Raw genomic sequence first — 24,826 nt, forward strand, 5'->3', positions numbered from 1 at the left:
GGTGTTAAATAAATGCAGAAGGTGTTTTACTGAATGGTTTATTTTTTCAGTTCTTTCAATAAATTATCATTAATATTAATTTGATTTTGTATTTTAATGATATTATCTTTAAGTGCATCCATTTCCATTGTTAGTCTTTGTTCTTTTTTAATACTATTGCTTATTTTTATTAAGTCAGAGGTTTTAATTGAATTGATATTCCTATTTTTTTGTTTTTTATAGTCTAATGGCGTAGGTTTGTTAGATAGTTTGTAATGTTGTTTGATATATTGTGTTCTTAATACTGAGGTTTTTGTTTGTAGTATATTTCCCTTAAACTCAAAAGTGCTTTTAGGTAAAGGGATGGCTTTAGAGTTATATTGGCTGTTGTCAGTAACTTTATCGTGTACATATATAATTTTTTTCTGAGAAAAATTCGTTGTTTTTTTCTTACTTGCTTCTAAAGATAAGTCAATATTATTGATATTTTTTTTGTTTATTCTAATTATTAAAGGGATTTTAGTGCCGTTTTTATTTTCTAGTTGCTTTGGCTGATGATAGTTTCTTATGATTTCATCTTTTATTTCTGAATTTTTGATGTTAATCCCTGGGATTTTAACGTATCGGTACAAAAAATTGGCATATCCATATATTTCTTTATCAGCATTGTTAAATTCGTCAAATACAGTCTGATTTTCTTTTATTAGCGAATCGGCATCTTGCTCATTATAAAAAGTAGATGCGTAAAATTTATATAAATTACCTTTCAATTGATTAACTTTATATTTAAACTCGTCAGCGCTTAATAATTTAGTATCATTTACATTTTCTGAATCACTTTCATAAGCAGAATCAATACTTTCTAGGCTACAAGTATGTGATGGTTTGAATTGTCGATGAGCGGAAAATGGTTCTTTTCTCGATGTGGTAGTCACGGTGAAAATTTTTTTTATGAAATCATCGGAATTACTAATATTTTTAAAAATTTCGGAATGACCTGATAACTTGCTCAGTGTAACTTTCATGAACATAACTCCCTATTTAATATTATAATTATTATTTTATAGGTAGCTAAATAGAGAAAATATAAAGAAACGACACTCATTAAGAAATGATATATAAAAATTGTATTTTGGGTGAATAGCTTTATACCAATAATATAAAGCTATTCCAAAGTGTGCGCCCCACCAAGGGAGTGAGGCGAAAGGTTAGTTATCGAGTACCGTAAACAACAATGGTTTTACCATGCGCGGAGATTAAGTTTTGATCTTCCAGCATTTTCAAAATACGGCCGACAGTTTCACGGGAACAACCAACGATTTGGCCAATCTCCTGACGGGTGATTTTGATTTGCATCCCATCTGGATGTGTCATGGCATCAGGTTGTTTGGCTAAATTCAGTAGCGTTTGTGCAATACGGCCTGTTACGTCTAAGAAGGCGAGGTTGCCCACTTTTTCTGACGTTGTTTGCAGGCGGCTTGCCATTTGCGCGGAAAGGCGCATTAAGATATCAGGATTAACCTGAATCAATTGACGGAATTTTTTGTAAGAAATTTCAGCAACTTCGCAGGCGATTTTTGCTCTAACCCACGCAGTACGTTCTTGCCCTTCTTCAAATAATCCAAGCTCACCAATGAAATCCCCCTGATTCAGGTAGGAGAGGATCATTTCTTTGCCTTCTTCATCTTTGATTAAAACAGCCACTGAACCTTTAACTATGTAGTAAAGGGTTTCTGCTTTCTCACCCTGATGGATCAGTGTGCTCTTGGATGGATACTTATGAATATGGCAGTGTGACAAAAACCATTCAAGAGTAGGGTCTGTTTGTGGCTTGCCGAGAACCATTAGCGTTATCCTCTGTATGTTATTGCAGCCATCCGGAAAAAGCGTACCAGAAAGGCTGGCTTTAAAGTCACTAGCTTAGCATATTAATTTGTCTTATATACCCTAAATAACAGGAAGAGCAACATTGCATCAATCGCTTTTCATGGTTAGGGTAAACAAATTGATATCAACACTATAATATAATCAAATAAAACGTTGAGTTTTGATCTTAATCCTATCAACTAAGTATTGTTTGTAGCATATCCGATACAGAAAGTCTTCCCTGTATCGCTTCAGCAGAATAAAGCTGATATAACATTCTTTATATCTATGGAACAATGTAGCCTTTAAATCGATTTCATTTCAAGGGGAATAAAATGGAAGCAAGAGTTAAATGGGTGGAGGGGCTCTCTTTTTTAGGTGAGTCAGCGTCAGGCCACCAAGTGATGATGGACGGCAATGCAGGCGATAAAGCACCAAGCCCAATGGAAATGGTGTTAATGGCTGCAGGTGGTTGCAGTGCAATTGATGTGGTATCCATCTTACAAAAAGGCCGTAATGATATTACCGACTGTGAAGTGAAATTAACCTCTCAGCGCCGTGAAGAAGCGCCTCGTTATTTCGTTAAAATCCATTTGCATTTTATTGTAACAGGGAATGAATTAACGGATAAAGCGGTTGAACGTGCAGTTCAGCTTTCTGCTGAAAAATATTGTTCAGTCGCGTTGATGTTAGAAAAGACCGTCGAAGTGACACATAGCTTTGAAATTAAAAATTAAAAATTAAAAATTAAAAATAAATTTAATAGTTATTGATATATTTTAAAAATAAGATGCTTATTCTAATTAATGGTAAGCATCTTATTTAATAATCAAAAAAACAATTTAGTCATGTTTCTGAGTAATTAGCTTTTCGACTATTGGCATCATAATTAATTCCATTGCTAAGCCTAATTTCCCCCCTGGCACGACAATCGTATTCATCGCGGAGATAAACGAGCCAGATATCATTGACAGTAGATAGGGAAAATCAATCTGTTCAAGTCCACGAAAGCGAATAACAATAAAACTTTCATCTTGTGAAGGAATAGCTTTCGCTGAAAATGGGTTTGAGGTATCTACAGTAGGTACGCGTTGGAAGTTAATATGGGTACGGGAAAATTGTGGTGTGATGTAGTTAATATAATCCCCCATTGAACGCACCACCGAATCCATGACTGCTTCTCTAGAGTGCCCACGTTCAGTGGTGTCACGGATGAGTTTTTGTATCCACTCTAAGTTCACAATAGGCACAACACCTACCAGTAAATCAACATGTTGCGCGACATTGTGCTCAGGTGTCACAATCCCACCGTGTAAGCCTTCATAAAACAGCACATCCGTTTTTTCAGGTAACGATTCCCAAGGAGTGAACGTACCTGGTTGTAAGCCATAAGGTACTGCTTCATCATAGGTATGTAGGTATTTACGCGATTTCCCACAGCCCGTTTTGGCGTAATCCACCAGTGTTTGCTCAAGTAGCGCAAAGTCATTGGCTTCTGGACCAAAATAACTAATATGGCGGCCTTGCTCTCTGGCTTTGCGAATCGCCATATCCATTTCAGGGCGCGTGTAACGGTGGAAGCTGTCCCCCTCTAGTGTGGCTGATTGGATATTTAATTGGTGGAATATTTTACGAAAGGCTTGGCTAGTTGACGTTGTGCCAGCACCGCTTGAACCAGTGATGGCAATAATCGGGTGTTTTTTGGACATAGCGGACTCCCTGTGTTGCGCTTATGGCCACTATTTCAGAAACAGCGAACGAAGCGGGTTAGCGGGCTTTAGGCATGAAATTAACGGATTCATGCAATTCTGACCAGACTAGCACAATTTCGCCAGAAACTAACTGCCGTTTCACATCGTTCACTTTATCTTGCAGGCTTTTTTCTTGGGCACCATAGTCAGTGCCTTCGCGTAACACATAGCTTTCAATTAGATTTTCCAGTGTTTCAGGCGTAAGTTCTTGCCAAGGAATAATCATTTTTTTTCCTTATTTAGATAAGGGATTAGCCATTGTGGAATGCGGGTTTCTAGCCACATTTTGGGCTTTCTTAATGTGCCACTCACAAAGCCCACATGACCACCGTGTTCCGTCATCTGGTACTCCACATTTTTAGGTAAATGTGATAGATCAGGAACTACTTCTGGCGCCATAAACGGATCATCTTTGGCATGAATAATTAACGTTGGTTTGGTGATATAGGCAAGCTTAGGGAGCGCGCTACATTTTTGATAGTAATCCGTCGCATCATCAAAGCCATGAATACGAGCGGTGATCACATCATCAAATTCACGGATCCGTTTAAGTTGCTTTAGCTGTAACAGATTTAATGGTAATGAACCTGGATAGCGAACGAGTTTGCGAGTCGCATTGCGTTTTAAGCCATTGAGTAAATAGCGTTGATAAAATTGGGAAATCCCTTTTTCCATCCGCAATGAACAGGCTTCCAACATGAGCGGTGCAGAGACCACGACACCTGCATCCACATCTGCATTTTGACCACTTTCGGCTAAATAACACGCTAACATATTGCCACCAAGGGAATAACCCACCGCTGCTGTTGGCACATCACCAAAGGTGTGCTTTAGCCAACGCAAAAAATAACGTGCATCACTGGTTTCACCTGAATGATAGATACGCTGCTGGCGATTCGGTTCGCCGCTGCAACCCCGAAAATGCATGATGACACCTAACCAACCTTGGTTTTGTGCGCTTTCTAGCATGCCGTGGGCATAAGGGCTTTTAAAATTGCCTTCTAACCCATGAAAAATAACTAAACGCGGCTTATGTGCAGCGAGCTCAGGTTTTTCGCTCCAAGCAAGATCGATAAAATCGCCATCAGGCAATTCAAGTCTCTGCCAAAGAGGTTTAATTTTCGGTGTCCTGCGAAAAATTCTTGGCAACAAAGTTTGGAGGTGTGGATTCTTAGCCCAACTTATCGGACGAAAGTTTTCTGACATAGCCTTATTTTATTTAATGGGGACTCTTGTGAGTCACATAACATACTGTTATTTTTTTGTGATGCAAGTAAACAAATTTGAGTTTGAGGATTAAAGTATAAATGACACTGGGGCTGATTTTTTCACTTTTTACATTTCTATTCATTGCCGCAGTCACACCTGGCCCTAACAACATGTTGTTGACCTCAAGTGCAGCAAACTATGGTTTTCGTCGTACTATCACATTATGCCTTGGGATCATGCTAGGTATGCAGCTCATACTTTACCTCTCTGCATTTGGGATTGCTGCGCTTTTACTGCTATATCCTGCGATCCATATCGTGTTAAAAATTGCGGGCAGTATTTACTTATTGTGGCTTGCATGGAAAACCGCCACGGCAAATTATGCACCACTTAAAGCAAATAGCGAAGTGGCAAAAAGCGTCACTTGGTATCAAGGCGGTTTATTGCAATTTTTAAACCCAAAAGCATGGATGATGGGTTTAGGTGCCGTTGGTGGGTTTAGTCTACCTGGTGAGTTATTCACTCAGTCAATTATTATGATGAGTATCGCTTTTGTGGTTGTGAATTTGGCGGCAGGGCTTATTTGGATGGGGTTTGGCTCGTTAATTAGCCTGTTTCTTCGTAGCCGGCGTGCATGGTTTATCTTTAACTGGACAATGGGATTGCTGACCGCACTGTGCGTACCATTGATTTGGTTAGAGTAATGCCTATAGCCAAGAAGCTAATCATATTTAGCTTCTTGGCATCTCTATATATGAAAAGTACGGTCGTGATCCGTTAGTAATTCGATGGTTAGGCTAAGTTTTCCCTCGCATCGCACCTACATGCAGCTTTTGCTTAGGGAGTGATTAACTTAAATCGACGCCTTTACTGCCAAATAGGTAAGTAAAGAGGAAACCGCAGACATACGAAACCAGTATGCCGCCCGCATACACTGCCATCCCTGCGAGTACGCCTTGCCCTGAGGTCATTAAGGGGATCGCGATTAATCCAGATGGGCCAAACACAGTATTTAAACCTACGGGCAAACCCATCCATGCTACCGCACCGATAAAGAACCCTCCTGCTGCGCCACCTAAACATGCTGTCACAAACGGTTTGACGCGAGGGAGTGTGACACCGTAAATCAACGGCTCGCCAATCCCTAAGAACCCAGGGAATAGCGCCCCACCAATTTGTCCGCGGGTTACAGAGCCTTTTTTGGCTTTCACGTATAAGGCAAGCGCCGCACCGACTTGGCCTGCACCCGCCATCGCCAGTATTGGGAATAGCGAGTTAAACCCTTGTGCATCCACTAAGGCAACATAAACAGGGATAAACCCTTGGTGAACCCCAAACATGACCGCAATTAAGAACAACCCAGCTAAGACCGCGGTACCAATCGGGTTACCGTTTAAGTGCATAAATAACCAAGACATTCCATCGAACAGCCAAACACCAATCGGCATGATAAAGATAAAGGTTGCTGCACCGACAATTAACAGAGTAATAGTTGAGGTCAGAATAATATCAAGGCTGGATGGAATAATTTTGCGGACTTGTTTTTCAACCCATGCACCAAAGATACAAGCAATTAAAATCCCAATAATGTTGCCGCGGGGGTCGATGTGCCAACCAAAGAAGTTAGACATCCCCGAATAGAAGCCTTTTGTTGCTTCTGGGTCGTAACCTAAAATAAATAAGGCGGCAATAATTGCGCCATTAACGCCACTTCCACCAAAGGCTTTTTGGGCGTTGTAGCCAATTAATAACCCCATAAAGGTAAATAAACCTTTACCAAATATGGCTAGGTAAGCAATGGCACTTTTTAACCAAGCCAGCTGTTGGGAGTCTGGTGGGAACACGTTTTCATTGGTGACTAATAACCCAAGTAATGATGCGATCCCCATCAACAGACCTGCACCAATAAACCCTGGAATTAGGGGAGTAAAGATGGTGGCAAACTTTGATAGAAAGCGGTGTACCGCGCTAGTTTGTTTCTTTTTCAACTGCTGCTTATTGGCAGAGGCAATTTCGTTCAGATCTTGAGTTTGATGAGGTGATTCATCGTGCTCATCTTCTTCATCCTCTAGCATTTTGTTCATTAAGTCCGCGGCGGTTTGGGCTTTACCTGGGCCTAGGACAATTTGTAGCTGCTCGTCACTTTCGATAACACCAAGCACGCCTGGGATTTGTTTCAGTGCGGCTTTATCGACGAGTTGGTCACTGTTGAGTGTCAGTCGTAAGCGAGTCATGCAGTTACCCGCTAGTTTTATATTGCGACGACCCCCTACTTGTTGCAGGATCTGCTGCATCATTTCTATTGTTATTTTAGCCATACTATTTTTCTCATTAAAATCCGCATATTAGGCGGAAGATGCCATATTGAGTGCTGTACGAATAAAACCGTTATTGTTGGTGAGCAGCTGACGAGCCTCATCGGCATTCAAGCCTGATAACACCATCAAAATTGCCGTCTTACAGTGCCTGTCACATTGTTGAAGTGCGTTTTCAGCTGTGGTTCGGTCACAGTCCGTTGCCTCCATAACAATTTTAGTTTGTCTTTCAATTAACTTGGCATTCGTGGCTTCAACATCCACCATCAAGTTGCCAAATACCTTACCGATACGGATCATCGCGCCCGTGGTGATCATATTCAGCACTAATTTTTGGGCCGTTCCCGCTTTCATTCGTGAAGAACCTGTGACCACTTCTGGACCAACAATAGGGGTAATTGCGATATCTGCTGCATTGGCGATGGGGCTATTTGGGTTACAGCTAATGGCTGCTGTCGTGGCGCCGACAGAGCCTGCATAAGCTAAAGCGCCTAACACATACGGAGTACGTCCACTTGCTGCGATACCAACGAGTACATCTTTTTCATTAAATTGGATATTTTTCAGGTCTTGTTCACCTAACTCAGGTTTATCTTCTGCGTTTTCGACGGCACGAAAAATGGCTTGGTGACCGCCTGCAATGAGGCCGATGACTTGCTCATGAGGAGTTCCATAAGTTGGTGGGCACTCACTGGCATCAAGTATGCCTAAACGCCCAGAGGTACCAGCGCCCGAGTAAACTAATCGACCACCGTTTAGAAATGCGTCTGCGACTTTATCAACTAACTGTGCAATTTCAGGCAAGACTTTTTCGACAGCTAAAGGGACTTGTTTGTCTTCGTTGTTAATCACTTGCAGCATTTGCAAGGTAGGAAGTTGGTCGATATGTGTACTTGCGGAATTGCGGCTTTCCGTTACCATTTTGCTTAAGTCGATAGTCATGAAATAGCTCCTAAATCAGATATTGTGCCAATATTATGGAATTATTTATTCCTTTGGTGTGATTGAAATCACGGTGTTATCTATTCTAACTTGCGAATATAAAGGAATATTTTGTCATTTATTTCAAATTAAAGAGTCACTTTTCATTGAATTTATTCGATTATTTTTAACGTATCGATTAAGTTTTATTGGAATAATTTATTATTATTTTTTTGATGGCTTGAAATTTACACCTTTTGGGGGCTCACTATGACATTATTGGATGTCATCACGTATTCACTACCGCGATTAGCAGAAAATCAGCGGAAAATTGCGCAATTTATCCTGGAAAATCCAGAAAATATATTGAGTTTGTCTTCATCTCAACTGGCTGAGAAGCTAAATGTCAGCCAGTCCGCTATTGTGAAGTTTAGCCAAAAAGTGGGCGTTAAGGGGTACCCTGCGCTGAAATTGGCGCTAAGTGAAATTATTGGGCGCCAGAAACTTAATGAAGGGACGGCTCATACTGCATTGCATAATCGAATTGCACCGAATGATAATTTGATGGTGGTGGCGCAAAAGCTTGCGATGGAGAAAAACCATTCGATAACAGAGACAACAAAGCATATTGATTTCAAGCAGTTTGAAAAGGTCGTTGCGTTAATCGATAAATCTCAGCGGGTGCAGATAGTCGGCATTGGCGGCTCAGGGCTCACGGCAAAGGATTTAAGTTATAAGCTGCAAAAAATTGGGATTACTACCTTGGTCGAATTTGATCATCATGTGCAAATTGCAGCGGCATTAACGTTAAATTCCAATGATGTACAGATTGTTATCTCGTTTACGGGCAAGCGAAAAGACATGCTGAGTGCAGCGAATATCGCTCGTAAGCAAGGAGCATCGGTTATCGCGATAACGCGTGACCGACATTCACCACTGGCGCAACTCTCTGATTACGTTATTGAAAGTATTGCGGAAGAAGATGAGTGGCGTAGTTCGTCTATTTCATCTCGAACAGCTCAAAACACTATAACCGACCTCATTTTTATGGCATTGCTACAAAAACGTGAGGCTAAAGCCAAGTCTTTAGTTATGAATGCGAGAATGGCAATTAATAATTTAGATGAATAGCCTTTAGTCTTATAACTCATCGATAACTTTGCAATACATACCTATTTGCGTTAAGACTAAAGTTATAAGTATTTAAATTTGAAATATTCAAAGGGGAATTATTGATGAGAGCACTCATTGTTTATACTGAGTTAACTGACGAAGATTCCGTTATTAGCCACGCAGTAGCAAGACTGGCAAGCGAATTGAACGATGAACATGTTGAAACCGTGATTATTCGGGATTTTGAAGATGGGATGGCTTACATCCGTTCAAATACGAGCATCGATTGCTTGCTATACGGCCGCGATATGTCAGATAAGCAAGAACAAACCCAAGCTCATCAATTAATTACTCAGCTTCATCGTCGACAAGAAGATGTCCCTGTTTTTTTACTGAGCGATCGTGAAGAAGCGCTAACCGCTTTTGACCGAAAAATGATGGAGCAAGTCGATGAATTTGCTTGGATTTTAGAAGATTCAGCCGACTTTATTGCAGGGCGTGTACTTGCGGCGATTATTCGCTATCGTGCACAATTGTTGCCGCCATTAATGAAAAGCTTAATTAAATACAGTGACATACATGAATATTCGTGGGCGGCCCCAGGGCACCAAGGTGGGGTTGGTTTTACCAAAACACCTGCGGGGCGTATTTATCACGATTTTTTTGGTGAGAATTTATTTCGCACAGATATTGGGATCGAGCGAGTTGCAGTGGGCTCATTGCTAGACCATACAGGGGCATTTGGTGAATGTGAAAAAAATGCCGCGCGTATCTTTGGTGCTGACCAATCTTATTCGGTGGTTGTCGGGACATCGGGTTCCAATCGAACGATTATGCAAGCTTGCATGACTGATGATGATGTCGTCGTCATCGACCGAAATTGTCATAAATCGATTGAGCAGGGGTTGATCCTGACAGGGGCTAAACCTGTGTATATGACACCTAGCCGTAACCGCTATGGTATTATCGGTCCAATTTATCCGAAAGAGATGACACCCGAAGCCATTGCTGAAAAGATCGCTAAGAATCCATTAACATTGGACAAAATCGGTAAACGCCCTACCTATAGTGTTGTCACTAACTGTACCTACGATGGTGTCTGCTACCATGCACGCAAAGTTCAAGATTTACTGGATAAATCATTGGATAGAATTCATTTCGATGAAGCATGGTATGGGTATGCACGTTTTAATCCGATTTATCATAACCACTTTGCTATGCGAGATGAGCCGAGAAATGGCGATGAGCCGACGATTTTTGCCACTCACTCCACACATAAGTTGTTGAATGCGTTATCCCAAGCATCATTCATTCACATCCGAAATGGTCGTAACTCGATTGATTTCAATCGCTTTAATCAGGCTTATCATATGCACGCCACCACCTCGCCGCTGTATGCCATTTGTGCCTCAAACGATATCGCGGCGGATATGATGGATGGTAATAGCGGGCGTTCACTCACCGACGAAGTTATTCGTGAATCTATCGATTTCCGCCAATCATTGGGTTATTTGTATAAAGAGTTTCTCAATGATGACGAATGGTTCTTTAAGCCATGGAATCAGGAAATGGTGAAGGACCCTGCGACAGGGAAACGCTATGCTTTTGAAGATGCCCCTGTTGAGTTGCTGATGAAAGAGCAGAGCTGCTGGGTAATGAACCCTGAGGATAAATGGCACGGTTTTAAAGATATCCCTGAAAACTGGGCGATGCTTGACCCTATTAAAGTCAGTATTTTATCACCAGGAATGGGGGACGATGGCAAACTGCAAGACACTGGCGTACCCGCAGCACTGGTGACTGCATGGTTGAACCATTATGGGATTGTGCCAACACGGACAACGGATTTCCAGATTATGTTCTTGTTTTCCATGGGGATCACTAAAGGGAAGTGGGGGACTTTAGTTAATGCGCTACTCTCCTTTAAACGCCACTATGACAATAACACCAGTTTGAAAAAGGTGTTACCTGAAGTGGTGGAAAGTGCCCCTGAAATATATGGTCACATGGGGTTACGTGACTTAGGCGATAAAATGTTTATCTATCTACAGAAAAATAACCCTGCTGGGCAGCTGAATCAAGCGTATGAACAATTGCCTGAAGTGGTGATGAGCCCACGAGATGCGTACCAAGAAATTGTCGCTAACCGTGTGGAAGCAGTTCCGCTCGATAAACTCGCCGGGCGTATCGCTGCCAATTCGATTATTCCGTATCCACCAGGTATCCCGATGTTGCTATCAGGGGAAAGTTTTGGGGATAAAAACAGCCCACATATCGGTTACTTACACAGCCTGCAGGCGTGGGATAGTGAGTTCCCTGGCTTTGAACATGAAACCGAAGGAACCGAAATTATCGATGGGCAGTATTATGTGATGTGTGTGAAACACTAATGACATCAAGCTAGAAAACGAAAAAGGCGCTTGATTTTAATAAGTCAGGCGCCTTTTTGCGTGTTAATTAATGGCAGAATAACTAGTTGGCCTCAAACTCACTGGTCATCACTTCCAGTTTTTCTTGTAGCTCCATCCATTCCATTTCAACCGCTTCAAGGGCGGATTTTTGCTCCGTTTGTTTTTTCAAACATTCAGTCAGCTCTGCTTTTTTATCTTGCTCATAAATTGCTGCGTCAGAAAGCTTCGATTCTAACTCGCCCAGTGACCTAGAGTATTTCTCCATCTGCTTTTCCAACTCCGTGATTTTTTTACGGATTGGTTGAGTTAGCTGGCGGAACTCCGCTTCACGACGTTTTTGATCTTTCCTATCTTGTGCGGTGACTGTTGCCGCAGCGGCGGGTTTGTCTTTCTCTTGCTGGTCACGCACTTGCTGCAATTCGAGCTTGTTTTGCTCGGCAAGCCATTGTTGGTAATCTTCTAAATCACCATCAAATTGTTCTACTGCACCGCCGTGAACTAAATACAGCTCATCAGTGGTGGTTCTTAGCAAGTGCCTATCATGGGAAACCACGACTAATGCGCCTTCGAATGCCATCAAGGCTTCGGTGAGGGCTTGGCGCATGTCCAAATCCAAGTGGTTGGTTGGCTCATCGAGTAACAACAGATTTGGGCGTTGCCAGACGATGAGTGCTAGCACCAAACGTGCTTTCTCTCCACCAGAGAAACGGCCGCTAGGGTCTGTCACTTGGTCGCCTTTAAAACCAAAGCCACCTAAATAGTCGCGCAGCTGTTGCTCCGTTTGCTCTGGGGCAAGGCGTGCAAGGTGTTGTAATGGAGATTCTTCAGGGTGCAGGTATTCCAACTGGTGCTGGGCGAAATAACCTAGTTTGATGCCTTTAGCGAGGGAAATTTCACCCTGTAATGGCGGTAAATCACCTGCTAGCATCTTAATTAACGTGGATTTACCCGCGCCATTACGCCCCAGTAACCCAATGCGTGAACCTGGCACTAAGTTCAGCTTAATTGATTGCAAAACGATTTTTTCACCGTAGCCCGCGCTGACTTTTTCCATCTTTAATAATGGATTTGGCAAACTTTCAGGTTTACGGAATGAAAAATGGAATGGGTTATCCACGTGTGCAGGTGCCACCATTTCCATTCTTTCCAACATCTTAATACGGCTTTGTGCTTGCTTTGCTTTGGTTGCTTGCACTCTAAAGCGGTCGATATAGCTTTGTAGGTGTGCGGCCTTAGCCTGTTGACTTTCATACAGCGCTTGTTGTTGGGCCAGTTTTGTTGCGCGCTGGCGTTCAAATGAAGAGTAGTTGCCCGTGTATTCGAACATAGTTTCTTGTTCAATATGCAACACTTTATCAATAATTGGGTCGAGGAAATCCCTATCATGGGAAATCAAGATTAACGTGCCTTGGTAGCTTTTCAGCCATTTTTCCAGCCAAATCACCGCATCTAAATCAAGGTGGTTAGTTGGTTCATCAAGTAGCAACAAATCAGAGCGGCAAAGTAGCGCTTGCGCCAGGTTCAAACGCATCCGCCATCCACCCGAAAATGATTTTACGGGAGAGTCTAATTGCGCTTGGCTGAAACCTAAACCATGAAGCAAACTTGATGCACGCGAACGGATTGTCCACGCATCGATAGCATCTAATTGCCCATGGACGACAGCAATGGCATTACCATCATTTTTTTCATTAGCTTGGGCAAGTTTTTGTTCAAGGGCGCGAAACTCACGGTCACCGTCAATGACATATTCGAGAGCGGGCACATCTAATGCAGGGGTTTCTTGGTTGACCCATGCCATAGACCAGTTGCTTGGAAACGTTGCAGAGCCTGCTTCAGCTTGTAATTCGCCTTTCAATAGCGCAAGCAGCGTCGATTTACCGCAGCCATTTTTACCCACTAAACCAACTTTTTGGCCAGGGTTAATCGTTGCCGTGGCATTGTCCAAAAGAACACGAACGCCTCGACGAATTTGGAGTGAAGAGAAAACAATCATAGCAACCGTCTATTAAAAATATGTTAAATTATCAACGTATATACTCTAAATAATTCATAGTGCAGTTAGGCGACAAGCAAATGAGTCGCGAGGAGCCTACTTAAGTAGGTGACTAGTGCGAATGCGCGTAGTCAACAACACTGCAACGTGAAGTAAGACGAGTATAGCAGGCTGCATGGTAACGGAAAATGTTCCGTCTGACACGCCTTTGAGGAGGGAAAGATGTCAAATATACCAAAAGTGCTGGTGGTCTATGCCCATCCAGACTCTGATGAATCTATCGCCAACAAGGCACTGCTTGATGCGGTGCGTGATTTTGAACATGTCACGGTACATGATTTATACGCGACATACCCCGACTATTTTATTGATGTGACCGCGGAGCAAAAGCTGTTGTGCTTGTATGATGTGATTGTTTTTCAGCACCCGCTCTATACTTATAGTTGCCCCGCATTGTTGAAAGAGTGGTTTGACCGCGTATTAACTCGCCGTTTCGCCACCGATATGGGGTATCAAAAATTAAAAGGCAAATATTGGCGCTCGGTGATTACAACAGGGGAACCTATCCATGCCTACCAACACGATGGGTACAACCGTTACCCTTTGACAGAAATACTTCGTCCATTTGAATTGACCGCATTAATGTGTGATATGCAATGGCTGGAGCCGACTATTATTTATGCGGCACGTCGACAGCCTAAAGCCCATTTTCAACAGCTTATTGATGACTACCGTCAATGGATACAACAACCGCTGAGTGCGGGAGGGCTTTCCTAATGTCAGATATGGGGCTATTTGAATCTGTTATCATTTTCCTCTGCGCAGGTGTCATCATGGTACCCATTGCCCAGAAAATTCGTTTGGGCGCGGTACTTGGGTATCTATTGGCAGGGATTATGATTGGGCCATTTGTACTTGGCTTTATCCATAATGTTGATGATATTTTGCATTTCTCTGAAATGGGCGTCGTGTTTTTAATGTTCTTAATTGGCTTAGAGTTAAAACCCTCTAAGTTATGGGAGCTGAGGCGTTCGATTTTTGGTGTGGGCACCGTTCAAGTTGTGGTCACCGCAGCAATCATGGCATCACTGCTGTTTCTTGCCAAATTTTCATGGCAAGCCGCCATTGTGGGTGGGCTGGGGATGGCAATGTCATCAACAGCGATGGCACTGCAACTGATGAACGAAAAGGGCATGTCCAATAAAGAGAGCGGTCAGCTTGGTTTTTCTGTTTTGCTATTCCAAGATATGGCGGTGATCCCGATTATGGCATTGATCCCCTTATTGGCAGGGGATACGGCAACCAGCGACTGGCAAAAAATTGGCTTAAAAGTTGTTGCTTTTTTTGGGTTATGGGTGGTTGGTCGCTACTTATTACGTCCGATGTTTAGGCTAGCTGCAAAATCGGGTGTGCATGAAATTTTTACCGCCGCTGCACTCTTAGTGGTATTAGGTTCTGCGTTGATTATGGAAAGCCTCGGTTTTTCGATGGCGTTAGGTACCTTTATGGCAGGAGTCATGTTAGCGGAAACAGAATTCCGCCATGAATTGGAAATCAACATTGAGCCATTTAAAGGCTTATTGCTGGGGCTGTTTTTTATCTCTGTAGGGATGTCGCTTAACTTACAAGTATTGTGGACTTATTTACCTCAGGTATTGATCGCCGTGGTGGTCTTAGTGGCAGTAAAAGCGTTGGTGCTGTATTTGCTTGGTTTTGCTGCACGGCTGCGTAATGGCGCTCGAGCCCAATTTTCTGGTGTCTTAAGCCAAGGCGGTGAATTTGCCTTCGTTATTTATGCGACGGCTTTTGGGGCAAGTGTCATTGATGAACGCCAAATGGATCTTTTGCTGGTGGTGGTCACACTTTCGATGATGACAACGCCACTTGTGATGCAGCTGATAGATGCTTATTTGAACTACCGATATAATCAGCAACCTGCATCCAGTGAAAAGCCATTTGTGGAAGATAACGACCCACATGTTATTTTGGTGGGCTTTGGCCGTATGGGACAAGTGGTTGGGCGTTTATTAATGGCCAATAAAGTCAAAATCACGGTACTTGAACAAGATGTGACTGCGATTGGCACAATGCGTCGCTACGGTTATACCGTGTATTACGGTGATGCGCGAGAGCTGCAATTACTGCGTTCAGCGGGGGCTGATAAAGCCAAAGCCATTGTGATCACCAGTGATGTGCCTGAGGAAGTGATGGAAATTGTGCGAATTTGCCAAGAAAACTTTCCTAACTTGCATATTATTGCTCGAGCAAAAGGCCGTCTGGAGGCACATGAATTATTGCACAGTGGCGTGACCGACTTTAGCCGTGAAACATTTTCTAGTGCTTTGGAGCTCGGTAGCAAGGCATTAATTAGTACCGGTATGCATCCACACAAAGCCTACCGGGCAAAACAGCATTTCCGTCGCTTAGATATGCGCATGTTGCGGGACGTCTATCCCGAAAGTGAAAATAGCGATAGCGGGCAAATTTCACGTGTAAAAGAAGCGCGTCGTGAGCTCAATGAGCTATTTGAAAAAGAGATGCAAAGAGAACACCGGCAGCCACATAGCTGGAACAATGAACAATAAGGGTAAGAAATGGCTTCAACACGTAAGCGTTTTATTGCAGGCGCGACCTGCCCGAAATGCCAATCACAAGATACGTTGATGATGTGGCGTGAAGATAAAATTGATGTGGTGGAGTGCGTCAACTGTGGCGACCAACAACGCCAAGCGGGGGAGGTTGCCACCGAGCACGTAAGGCAAAAAGAGCAGGTGATTGGTATTTTTACACCTGAATAAGAGAAATTTGTCAATTCTCAATACATCATCATTGTTTTTCGGTACAATTGGCAAAAAATTTTCCCCTTACGGGTAGTAGGAGATGTCATGAAAGTAGCAAAAGACTTGGTGGTCAGCTTGGCTTATCAAGTAAGAACAGAAGACGGTGTTTTAGTTGATGAGTCCCCGGCAAGCGCGCCACTGGACTATTTGCACGGCCGTGGTTCTTTAATTTCTGGTCTAGAAAAAGCGTTAGAAGGCCGTTCTGTTGGTGAAAACTTCGATGTTGAAGTGGCTTCTGACGATGCATACGGTCAATACGATGACAACTTAGTTCAACGCGTTCCTAAAGATGTCTTTATGGGTGTTGATGAGCTGGAAGTTGGCATGCGTTTCTTAGCTGACACTGACATGGGCCCAGTTCCTGTCGAAATCACAGGGATTGAAGGCGACGAAGTTATCGTTGACGGTAACCACATGTTAGCAGGTCAAAACCTGAAATTTAATGTTGAAGTCATGGGCATCCGTGAAGCAACAGAAGAAGAAATCGCACATGGTCACGTTCATGGCGCAGATGGTCACGACCATGACCACGACCACGAAGGTGGTTGCTGTGGCGGTGGCGGTCATAGCCACGGTTCAGAAGGCGGTTGTTGTGGTGGTGGCGAAGGCCACGGCCATGGTCACAAACAAGGTGGCTGCGGTTGCCACTAATACGCTGTATTAGTGTTTGTTTTAGAATAAAAAAAGGAAGCGAAAGCTTCCTTTTTTGTCGCTATCAATAATGTGGCGGCGGTGTTTCTTCTTCTGGTCGCGCCAAATGGGAATCTTGCGACGATTTCAGCCTTTCCGTGACGATGCGTAAATGTTCCTGCATCCGCGTCAACTGCATTTGCTGGTCAGTAATCACTTGATTTAGCTGTTCGATAGCTAATTCTTGGAAAGCCACTTTGCTTTCTAAAAGTTCTAAACGTTGTTCGAATGAATGAGATGAGTCCATTTTCGACTCTCCTTAGGCGTTTTCATCATAATCAAACCATCATAATAACCGAACATTACAAATCAACAGATAAGTTTTAGTTAAACATATAGGCGATGAAACCTCTTTTTGTTAATGTTGTCTGAAGAAATGATTATACTGTTTCTATCACAAATAAATAATGAGACCCAAAGCACTAGGGGCATTATCATAAAATGAGCGATAAACATTGGGTTTACTGTTCAAATAGGTTCGCATTAAAATCATCGGAGATTAGGATGAAATCACTGTTTAAGGCAAGTCTTCTGGCAACAACGTTGGCACTTACTTTCACTGCTCCGCAAGTTATGGCAGCGGAAGCCAAAGCACAAAGTAGCGCATTTAAAAATGCTGAAGAGCGTAATGCTTATGCACTGGGCGCTTCTTTAGGTCGCTACATGCAGAATTCATTAGAAGAACAAAAAACTATTGGTATTAACTTGGATAACGCACAACTGTTGGCGGGTGTTCAAGATGCATTCAATGGTAAAAGCAAAATGACCGATGCAGAAGTTGAAGAAACCCTGCGTCAGTTCGAAGGGCAAGTTAAAGCAGCTGCCGATAAAAAAATGAAAGACGAATCAGCCAGTAATGAGAAAAAAGGCGCTGAATTCCGTGAAAAATACGCTAAAGAAAAAGGCGTAGTGAAAACCAAATCAGGCTTACTGTACAAAATTGAAAAAGACGGTACAGGCGCTAAACCTAAAGCAGATGAAACCGTTGTCGTTCATTACAAAGGCTCTCTGATTGATGGTACTGAATTTGATAGCTCTTACTCACGTAACGAGCCACTGACTATCCCATTAAACTCAGTCATTAAAGGCTGGACTGAAGGTTTAGTAAACCTGAAAAAAGGCGGCAAAATGCAGTTAGTGATCCCAGCTGATTTAGCGTATGGCGAAAACGGCGTTCCGGGTATCCCAGCTAACTCAACTTTAGTTTTTGATGTTGAATTATTAGATATCAAACCAGCGGCTAAATAAGATAGATTTTAGTTGTCATCAAGCCCGAGGCATTTGTCTTGGGCTTTTTTGTTTATATGTATTCTTCATCAATTAGGTACAGTTACGACAATCGTTGAACCAAGAGGTGCATATCCTCTTAACCGAATATAATCACTCCCAGCGCCATCGCCTTCAATTGTGTGGTTTCCTGGGCCTAGTGTTTGCACTGTGGAGGTATTAGGGCCATTCATAAACTTAATTTGCACATCAAAAGGCCCCATTGTTAAAGGATCTCTAAAATCATATGAGACAGTGTATTTATATTTGCCAATGTAAGATTGAAACGGGTACCAATTAGACCATTTGCCAAATTGAGCGAAAATTAAGATATCTTTGTTTCCTGCCATGAAAGCTCCTTATTTAAAAATAAAGAAAATACAGTGGATAATACGGTTAAAAATATAAACGTTTTAGGTGAATTTCTAATGATATGGAAAGGCGTAAAATATGAGATATCAATATTTGATAAATAGAAAACAAAAAGATTAATCACATCAACGATTAATGTTAATGAAATGGCTAACACAAAAATACGTTTAAATATGGATTTAATATGTAATGAATAATTTAGCACAGAGGTAAGTAGCAGTGAGCGCATTACCATAATCAGTAAGGTAAAGACGATTGAATAGATAGTCAGCTTATCAACATGTATTGTGACAACACCAGTGATGAGCAGTAATAAGTCGTATATTTCACTAAATGAAACTATTAGGAAGTAAATAATTAGCATGTAGATTTTTCGTTTAATCAAAATAAACCTCATTAATTAATTTGGCATGTGGATAGAATCACATCATTATTAAGTTTGAATAATTGAATATAATATCTTAATACTATTCTGGCCAAATAAAATGGTAAGGAATTATAATTTTATAGTTTTAATTATGGTTTCGATTTAAATGTATTATTAATGAAAACTCATTAAAGAGAATGGTAAATTTATATTTACCGGCAAGTAAGTTGTTTTTTTCGTTATAAATTATGCGGAATCAAGGCTTATGATCCAGTTTTAGATAAGTCACTGCCTGGCGTGGCAACAAAGTCTAACCGTGGTGAATTTTCGGCAAAAAAATCCCCAAATTGTTTAAAACTTGTGATAAAACAGACTGTCTTGCATTCATTCGCTTGACGGCGACGTCTTGGAGTTTTAACTTCAGAAGACTCTATTTTATTATTTATCATCACAATTGTTGATTATACGCGGTGCAATAAAGGCAAATTAGTCGAATAATGAATGCCTTATTAGTCAACTGGATGAAATGTTTACATTAGAAGGATGATGTTGAAAATGTCAGATTCTTTACAGTCACACGACCTCAGCGATATTAATATACTGGATAACCAGCCTTTTGCTGAAACCGACCACGAAATCTTAAAATCATATGAAGCGGCGGTTGATGGCTTAGCAATGCTAATTGGTGGGCACTGTGAAATCGTTCTTCACTCATTGGAAGACCTGAATTGTTCTGCGGTGAGGATTGCTAACGGCCAGCACACAGGGCGTAAAATTGGCTCTCCAATTACTGACCTTGCGCTGCGTATGCTGCACGATATGGCAGATGAAGAATCTAGCGTCTCTAAAGCTTACTTTACTAAAGCGAAAAGCGGCGACTTAATGAAATCAGTGACGATTGCGATTCGCAACCGTAAGCAGCGTGTCATTGGTTTGTTGTGCATCAATATGAACTTAGATGTGCCTTTCTCCGAAATTATTCAATCGTTTGTTCCAGAAACAAAACAAGAAGTGACTTCAGATGTAAACTTTGCTTCATCCGTTGATGATTTAGTTGCTCAAACATTAGAATACACCATTGAAGAAGTGGGCGCTGACCGTAACGTATCGAATAATGCGAAGAACAAACAAGTGGTTCTGAATTTGTATGAAAAAGGTATTTTCGATATCAAAGATGCGATTAACCAAGTTGCAGATCGCTTAAATATCTCAAAACACACCGTTTATTTGTACATTCGTCAGTTTAAGAGTGGTGAATGAGTCACGCTAATCCATTAACGTACTGCATCTTGGTGACGGGCCCAGCATATGGGACGCAACAAGCTGCAAGTGCGTATCAATTTGCCAAAGCCCTTCTCGAAGAAGGGCACACGTTAAAAACCATATTTTTTTATCGTGAAGGCGTGCTGAACGCAAACTTACTCACATCCCCCGCAACGGACGAGTTCGATTTACTCACGGCTTGGCAGCAATTGGCAAAAGACGCTGGTTGTGAGATGCATATTTGTGTTTCTGCGGCGTTACGGCGTGGTGTAGTTGATCAAGAACAGGCTCAAAACTTATCATTACCAGTCAATAATTTAGCGAGTGGGTTTATGATGAGTGGGTTAGGTAGCTTAGCGGAAGCCATGATGACAGCAGATAGAACCCTTCAATTTTAAGAAAGTAAGGTATCCCGTGAAAAAAATTGCCTTCGTTTTTACGACAATGCCCCATGGAAATGCAAGTGGGCGAGAAGGGTTGGATGCCTTGCTGGCAACATCTGCATTAACGGATGAAATTGAGGTGTTTTTTATTGCTGATGGCGTCTTTCAACTGCGAGTAAACCAACAACCTAAAGCCATTCTTGCGCGGGACTATATCGCAACATTTAAAATATTACCGCTATATGACATTGAAAATATTTATCTTTGTCGGGAATCCCTTCGGGAACGTGGGTTACCTGAAAACGGTGAGTATGTTGTTACGCCTAAAATCCTCAACCCATGTGAAATTCAGCTAAAATTAGCCGCTTGCGATGTGGTGTTGAAATTTTAATCGATTGTTCGTATTTTAAGCTTGGGTTGCGTTTTGATCTATAGTAGGATCGTTTCTATGCTTTATACATTAGCAACATCTCCGTTTAACTGTGATTTTTCGGCTATACTTCGCCTAATGACAGATAAAGACGCGGTTTTATTGATGCAAGATGGCGTGGCTACTGCAATATCACAGTCACCTTTCCTTGATGCATTACAAAAAACGGGGGCACAATTATATGCCTTGGATGTCGATATTAACGCTCGAGGGTTGCAAAATACCCTATCACCCGCCGTTTCTGTGATCACATATCAAGGTTTTGTGAAGCTAACAGAAGTCCAAAAACAACATTTTGCCCTATAAAGGCACTAAAAGTTGTATATTTCTTGACACCTGACTCAGTCGGCAATAAAATTTCGCGTCCTCGTGTATCGTCATGTTGGCGAACGAGGTCAAAATCCGTGTTTACGAAGCAAAAAAACCAGGAGCTTTTTTAATAATGGCAACTATTAATCAGCTGGTACGCAAATCTCGTAGCTCGAAAGTTGTGAAAAGCAACGTTCCAGCACTGGAAGCTTGCCCGCAAAAACGTGGCGTATGTACTCGTGTATATACTACCACTCCTAAAAAACCAAACTCAGCATTACGTAAAGTATGCCGTGTTCGTTTAACTAATGGTTTCGAAGTATCTTCCTACATCGGTGGTGAAGGCCACAACTTGCAGGAACACTCCGTAATCCTTATCCGTGGCGGTCGTGTTAAAGACTTGCCAGGTGTGCGTTATCACACCGTTCGCGGCGCACTGGACTGTTCTGGTGTTAAAGACCGTAAGCAAGCTCGTTCTAAATACGGCGCGAAAAAACCTAAGGCTTAATGGATTACCGTTAAGTAAGGCCAAACATTTTAATCTTAATGTCAAAATACTCTCGTAGAGTTTTGGACAAACCTGAATTAACAACGGAGTCATATCCATGCCACGTCGTCGCGTAATAGGTCAACGTAAAATTCTTCCAGATCCTAAGTTCGGATCAGAATTACTGGCCAAGTTTGTAAATATCCTGATGGTAGACGGGAAAAAATCTACTGCTGAAGCAATCGTATATAACGCACTTGAAACCCTTGCTCAGCGTTCTGGTAAAACTGAACTTGATGCATTCGAATTAGCACTGGATAACGTGCGTCCGACTGTGGAAGTTAAATCCCGCCGTGTTGGTGGTTCAACTTACCAAGTTCCAGTTGAAGTTCGCCCGGTTCGTCGTAATGCCCTGGCAATGCGTTGGATCGTTGATGCTGCTCGTAAACGCGGTGATAAATCTATGGCACTTCGCCTGGCAAATGAATTATCAGACGCTGCTGAGAACAAAGGTTCCGCTGTTAAGAAACGTGAAGACGTTCACCGTATGGCAGAAGCTAACAAGGCGTTCGCACACTACCGTTGGTAATAATTTCTTACCTACATTAGTGATGTATCTCAGGGTAGCCATTTGCTACCCTTTATATGAAGCATTGAACGCCCACGAGAGAGGAAAAAATGGCCCGTCAAACGCCCATAGCACGTTATCGTAATATCGGTATCAGTGCACACATCGACGCCGGTAAAACCACAACTTCTGAACGTATTCTGTTCTATACTGGTGTAAACCATAAAATTGGTGAAACTCACGAAGGTTCTGCAACAATGGACTGGATGGAGCAGGAGCAAGAGCGTGGTATTACTATCACATCTGCAGCGACTACTGCATTCTGGTCTGGTATGGCAAAACAGTATGAGCCACACCGTATCAACATCATCGACACCCCGGGACACGTTGACTTCACAATCGAAGTAGAACGTTCTATGCGTGTTCTTGATGGCGCAGTAATGGTTTACTGTGCAGTTGGTGGTGTTCAGCCACAGTCTGAAACTGTATGGCGTCAGGCTAACAAATATAAAGTTCCACGTATCGCGTTCGTTAACAAAATGGACCGTATGGGTGCGAACTTCTTACGTGTTGTTGAGCAATTAAAAACACGTTTAGCAGCTAACGCAGTTCCACTGCAATTACCAGTCGGCGCAGAAGAAGCGTTCACAGGTGTTGTTGACTTGCTGAAAATGAAAGCAATTAAGTGGAGCGATGAAGACCAGGGCGTTACCTTCGAATACGAAGATATCCCTGCGAGCATGCAAGAAGCAGCTGAAGAGTGGCACAACAACCTGATCGAAACCGCAGCAGAAGCATCAGAAGAACTGATGGAAAAATATCTGGGCGGTGAAGAACTGACTGAAGCAGAAATTAAAGCTGCATTACGTCAACGTGTTCTTGCAAGCGAAATTATCCTGGTTACCTGTGGTTCTGCATTTAAGAACAAAGGTGTTCAGGCGATGCTGGATGCAGTGGTTGATTACTTACCTGCGCCAACAGATGTACCTGCAATCAATGGTATTCTGGATGACGGTAAAGACACACCTGCAGAGCGTCACGCAAGTGATGATGAGCCATTCTCATCATTAGCATTTAAAATTGCAACTGACCCATTCGTTGGTAACTTAACGTTCTTCCGTGTTTACTCTGGTGTTGTTAACTCAGGTGACACAGTTCTGAACGCAGTGAAATCGAAAAAAGAACGTTTTGGCCGTATCGTTCAGATGCACGCTAACAAACGTGAAGAGATCAAAGAAGTTCGCGCTGGTGACATCGCGGCGGCAATCGGTCTGAAAGACGTAACTACAGGTGATACTTTATGTGCAGTTGATGCGCCAATCATCCTGGAGCGTATGGAATTCCCAGAGCCAGTAATCTCTGTTGCAATCGAACCAAAAACTAAAGCTGACCAAGAAAAAATGGGTATCGCATTAGGCCGTCTGGCTCAAGAAGACCCATCATTCCGCGTATCAAGTGATGAAGAGACTAATCAGACTATCATCGCTGGTATGGGTGAATTGCACTTGGACGTTCTGGTTGACCGTATGCGTCGTGAATTTAAAGTTGAAGCGAACGTTGGTAAACCTCAAGTTGCTTACCGTGAAGCAATCACTGCTAAAGTGACTGACATCGAAGGTAAACACGCGAAACAGTCTGGTGGTCGTGGTCAGTACGGTCATGTCGTTATCGATATGTTCCCACTGAACAAAAACGATAAAGACGGTCTGCCAATGGACTACGAATTTGTCAACGAAATCAAGGGTGGTGTAATTCCAACTGAATACATCCCTGCGGTTGATAAAGGTATCCAAGAGCAGCTGAAATCTGGCCCATTAGCTGGCTACCCTGTTGTTAACATGGGTGTTCGTCTGCATTTCGGTTCTTACCATGATGTTGACTCCTCTGAACTGGCGTTTAAACTTGCGGCTTCAATCGCGTTTAAAGATGGCTTCAAAAAAGCTAAACCTGTTCTGCTTGAGCCAATCATGAAAGTCGAAGTGGAAACACCAGAAGACTACATGGGTGATGTTATTGGTGACCTGAACCGTCGTCGTGGTATGATTGAAGGTATGGATGACCTGCCTACTGGTAAAGTCGTTCGTGCACAAGTACCATTGTCCGAAATGTTCGGTTATGCTACTGACCTGCGTTCTCAGACACAAGGTCGTGCTTCATACTCTATGGAGTTCCTGAAGTACAATGAAGCACCAAACAACGTTGCACAGGCTGTTATCGAAGCTCGTAACGCTAAATAATCGATTTTAAATCGGTTAACTACTTTAATTTAAGTTCCTTCTTTATCGTGAAG

General features: G+C 42.4%; 26 protein-coding genes. 16 read left to right on the plus strand and 10 right to left on the minus strand.

Annotation, left to right across the window (positions count from 1 at the left end):
- Positions 1-38 precede the first annotated feature (38 nt).
- Complete coding sequence (locus ACE2AL_RS01565; protein WP_375083891.1) at positions 39-1,004, minus strand: hypothetical protein; 966 nt, start codon at positions 1,002-1,004, stop codon at positions 39-41.
- A gap of 187 nt (positions 1,005-1,191) precedes the next feature.
- Complete coding sequence (gene crp / locus ACE2AL_RS01570) at positions 1,192-1,824, minus strand: cAMP-activated global transcriptional regulator CRP (RefSeq protein ID WP_004262556.1); 633 nt, start codon at positions 1,822-1,824, stop codon at positions 1,192-1,194.
- A 356-nt stretch (positions 1,825-2,180) separates the two neighbouring features.
- On the opposite strand from crp, the gene ACE2AL_RS01575 reads away from it, so the two are divergent.
- On the plus strand, positions 2,181-2,582 hold the full coding sequence (locus tag ACE2AL_RS01575) for an OsmC family protein (protein ID WP_206084820.1): 402 nt from the start codon (positions 2,181-2,183) through the stop codon (positions 2,580-2,582).
- 105 nt (positions 2,583-2,687) lie between these two features.
- On the opposite strand, the gene ACE2AL_RS01580 is transcribed toward ACE2AL_RS01575, so the two are convergent.
- Genes ACE2AL_RS01580 through ACE2AL_RS01590 form a run of 3 tightly spaced genes read right to left on the minus strand, consistent with a single transcriptional unit; the run spans position 2,688 to position 4,802 of the window.
- Positions 2,688-3,554, minus strand: a complete 867-nt coding sequence (locus tag ACE2AL_RS01580) for a phosphoribulokinase (protein WP_206084819.1) — start codon at positions 3,552-3,554, stop codon at positions 2,688-2,690.
- 58 nt (positions 3,555-3,612) lie between these two features.
- Entirely contained in the window at positions 3,613-3,822 is a 210-nt protein-coding gene (locus ACE2AL_RS01585; protein WP_206084818.1) for a YheU family protein, read from the minus strand.
- The gene (locus tag ACE2AL_RS01590; RefSeq protein WP_225820171.1) at positions 3,819-4,802 is read right to left on the minus strand and encodes a hydrolase; all 984 of its coding nucleotides are present in this window, start codon (positions 4,800-4,802) and stop codon (positions 3,819-3,821) included. Before ACE2AL_RS01590 ends, ACE2AL_RS01585 begins: the two co-directional genes overlap by 4 nt.
- Before the next feature lie 101 nt (positions 4,803-4,903).
- Between ACE2AL_RS01590 and ACE2AL_RS01595 the strand changes: the two genes are divergently transcribed.
- A complete protein-coding gene (locus tag ACE2AL_RS01595; RefSeq protein ID WP_272538943.1) occupies positions 4,904-5,509 on the plus strand; it encodes a LysE family translocator in 606 nt (201 codons plus the stop codon).
- A gap of 144 nt (positions 5,510-5,653) precedes the next feature.
- Here ACE2AL_RS01595 and murP read toward each other — a convergent pair whose 3' ends face one another.
- Positions 5,654-7,123, minus strand: coding sequence for a PTS N-acetylmuramic acid transporter subunit IIBC (murP, locus tag ACE2AL_RS01600; RefSeq protein WP_206084815.1), 1,470 nt, complete (start codon positions 7,121-7,123; stop codon positions 5,654-5,656).
- A gap of 27 nt (positions 7,124-7,150) precedes the next feature.
- Positions 7,151-8,062, minus strand: coding sequence for an N-acetylmuramic acid 6-phosphate etherase (gene murQ / locus ACE2AL_RS01605; protein ID WP_206084814.1), 912 nt, complete (start codon positions 8,060-8,062; stop codon positions 7,151-7,153).
- Positions 8,063-8,311: 249 nt separating this feature from the next.
- Here murQ and ACE2AL_RS01610 point away from each other — a divergent pair, with 249 nt between their 5' ends.
- Positions 8,312-9,172 carry a MurR/RpiR family transcriptional regulator gene (locus ACE2AL_RS01610; RefSeq protein ID WP_206084813.1) on the plus strand — a complete coding sequence of 287 codons (861 nt, stop codon included), beginning with the start codon at positions 8,312-8,314 and terminating at the stop codon, positions 9,170-9,172.
- A 104-nt stretch (positions 9,173-9,276) separates the two neighbouring features.
- Entirely contained in the window at positions 9,277-11,544 is a 2,268-nt protein-coding gene (adiA, locus tag ACE2AL_RS01615; RefSeq protein WP_206084812.1) for an arginine decarboxylase, read from the plus strand.
- Positions 11,545-11,626: 82 nt separating this feature from the next.
- Here the strand turns inward: adiA and ACE2AL_RS01620 are convergent, their stop codons facing one another.
- Positions 11,627-13,561 (minus strand): ABC transporter ATP-binding protein, encoded by a 1,935-nt coding sequence (locus ACE2AL_RS01620; RefSeq protein WP_206084811.1) that lies wholly within the window; start codon positions 13,559-13,561, stop codon positions 11,627-11,629.
- Between the two features lie 222 nt (positions 13,562-13,783).
- On the opposite strand from ACE2AL_RS01620, the gene kefG reads away from it, so the two are divergent.
- From kefG to slyD, 4 genes are all read left to right on the plus strand, one after another.
- The gene (gene kefG, locus ACE2AL_RS01625) at positions 13,784-14,338 is read left to right on the plus strand and encodes a glutathione-regulated potassium-efflux system ancillary protein KefG (protein ID WP_375083895.1); all 555 of its coding nucleotides are present in this window, start codon (positions 13,784-13,786) and stop codon (positions 14,336-14,338) included.
- On the plus strand, positions 14,338-16,146 hold the full coding sequence (kefB, locus tag ACE2AL_RS01630) for a glutathione-regulated potassium-efflux system protein KefB (RefSeq protein WP_206084809.1): 1,809 nt from the start codon (positions 14,338-14,340) through the stop codon (positions 16,144-16,146). Before kefG ends, kefB begins: the two co-directional genes overlap by 1 nt.
- A gap of 9 nt (positions 16,147-16,155) precedes the next feature.
- The gene (locus ACE2AL_RS01635; protein ID WP_206084808.1) at positions 16,156-16,359 is read left to right on the plus strand and encodes a YheV family putative zinc ribbon protein; all 204 of its coding nucleotides are present in this window, start codon (positions 16,156-16,158) and stop codon (positions 16,357-16,359) included.
- A gap of 87 nt (positions 16,360-16,446) precedes the next feature.
- Positions 16,447-17,052 (plus strand): peptidylprolyl isomerase, encoded by a 606-nt coding sequence (gene slyD / locus ACE2AL_RS01640; protein ID WP_206084807.1) that lies wholly within the window; start codon positions 16,447-16,449, stop codon positions 17,050-17,052.
- Positions 17,053-17,116: 64 nt separating this feature from the next.
- Here the strand turns inward: slyD and ACE2AL_RS01645 are convergent, their stop codons facing one another.
- Entirely contained in the window at positions 17,117-17,338 is a 222-nt protein-coding gene (locus ACE2AL_RS01645; protein ID WP_206084806.1) for a SlyX family protein, read from the minus strand.
- Between the two features lie 257 nt (positions 17,339-17,595).
- On the opposite strand from ACE2AL_RS01645, the gene fkpA reads away from it, so the two are divergent.
- Entirely contained in the window at positions 17,596-18,339 is a 744-nt protein-coding gene (gene fkpA, locus ACE2AL_RS01650) for an FKBP-type peptidyl-prolyl cis-trans isomerase (protein ID WP_206084805.1), read from the plus strand.
- 68 nt (positions 18,340-18,407) lie between these two features.
- Here fkpA and ACE2AL_RS01655 read toward each other — a convergent pair whose 3' ends face one another.
- Positions 18,408-18,707, minus strand: a complete 300-nt coding sequence (locus ACE2AL_RS01655) for a colicin Z C-terminal domain-related protein (protein WP_371007300.1) — start codon at positions 18,705-18,707, stop codon at positions 18,408-18,410.
- Between the two features lie 944 nt (positions 18,708-19,651).
- Here ACE2AL_RS01655 and ACE2AL_RS01660 point away from each other — a divergent pair.
- The 7 genes from ACE2AL_RS01660 to fusA all read left to right on the plus strand — a co-directional run bounded on the left by ACE2AL_RS01660 (position 19,652) and on the right by fusA (position 24,773).
- A complete protein-coding gene (locus ACE2AL_RS01660) occupies positions 19,652-20,356 on the plus strand; it encodes a transcriptional regulator (RefSeq protein WP_206084803.1) in 705 nt (234 codons plus the stop codon).
- Positions 20,353-20,757 carry a sulfurtransferase complex subunit TusD gene (gene tusD, locus ACE2AL_RS01665; protein ID WP_206084802.1) on the plus strand — a complete coding sequence of 135 codons (405 nt, stop codon included), beginning with the start codon at positions 20,353-20,355 and terminating at the stop codon, positions 20,755-20,757. The genes ACE2AL_RS01660 and tusD overlap by 4 nt, the downstream gene beginning before the upstream one ends.
- A gap of 16 nt (positions 20,758-20,773) precedes the next feature.
- Entirely contained in the window at positions 20,774-21,133 is a 360-nt protein-coding gene (gene tusC / locus ACE2AL_RS01670; RefSeq protein WP_206084801.1) for a sulfurtransferase complex subunit TusC, read from the plus strand.
- 57 nt (positions 21,134-21,190) lie between these two features.
- Positions 21,191-21,478 (plus strand): sulfurtransferase complex subunit TusB, encoded by a 288-nt coding sequence (tusB, locus tag ACE2AL_RS01675; RefSeq protein WP_206084800.1) that lies wholly within the window; start codon positions 21,191-21,193, stop codon positions 21,476-21,478.
- Positions 21,479-21,614: 136 nt separating this feature from the next.
- On the plus strand, positions 21,615-21,989 hold the full coding sequence (rpsL, locus tag ACE2AL_RS01680) for a 30S ribosomal protein S12 (protein ID WP_004265905.1): 375 nt from the start codon (positions 21,615-21,617) through the stop codon (positions 21,987-21,989).
- Between the two features lie 97 nt (positions 21,990-22,086).
- A complete protein-coding gene (rpsG, locus tag ACE2AL_RS01685) occupies positions 22,087-22,557 on the plus strand; it encodes a 30S ribosomal protein S7 (RefSeq protein WP_004262486.1) in 471 nt (156 codons plus the stop codon).
- Positions 22,558-22,646: 89 nt separating this feature from the next.
- Positions 22,647-24,773, plus strand: a complete 2,127-nt coding sequence (fusA, locus tag ACE2AL_RS01690; protein WP_206084799.1) for an elongation factor G — start codon at positions 22,647-22,649, stop codon at positions 24,771-24,773.
- Positions 24,774-24,826 lie beyond the last annotated feature (53 nt).

The organism is Providencia xihuensis, from assembly GCF_041953405.1.
Classification (GTDB): Bacteria; Pseudomonadota; Gammaproteobacteria; order Enterobacterales; family Enterobacteriaceae; genus Providencia; species Providencia vermicola.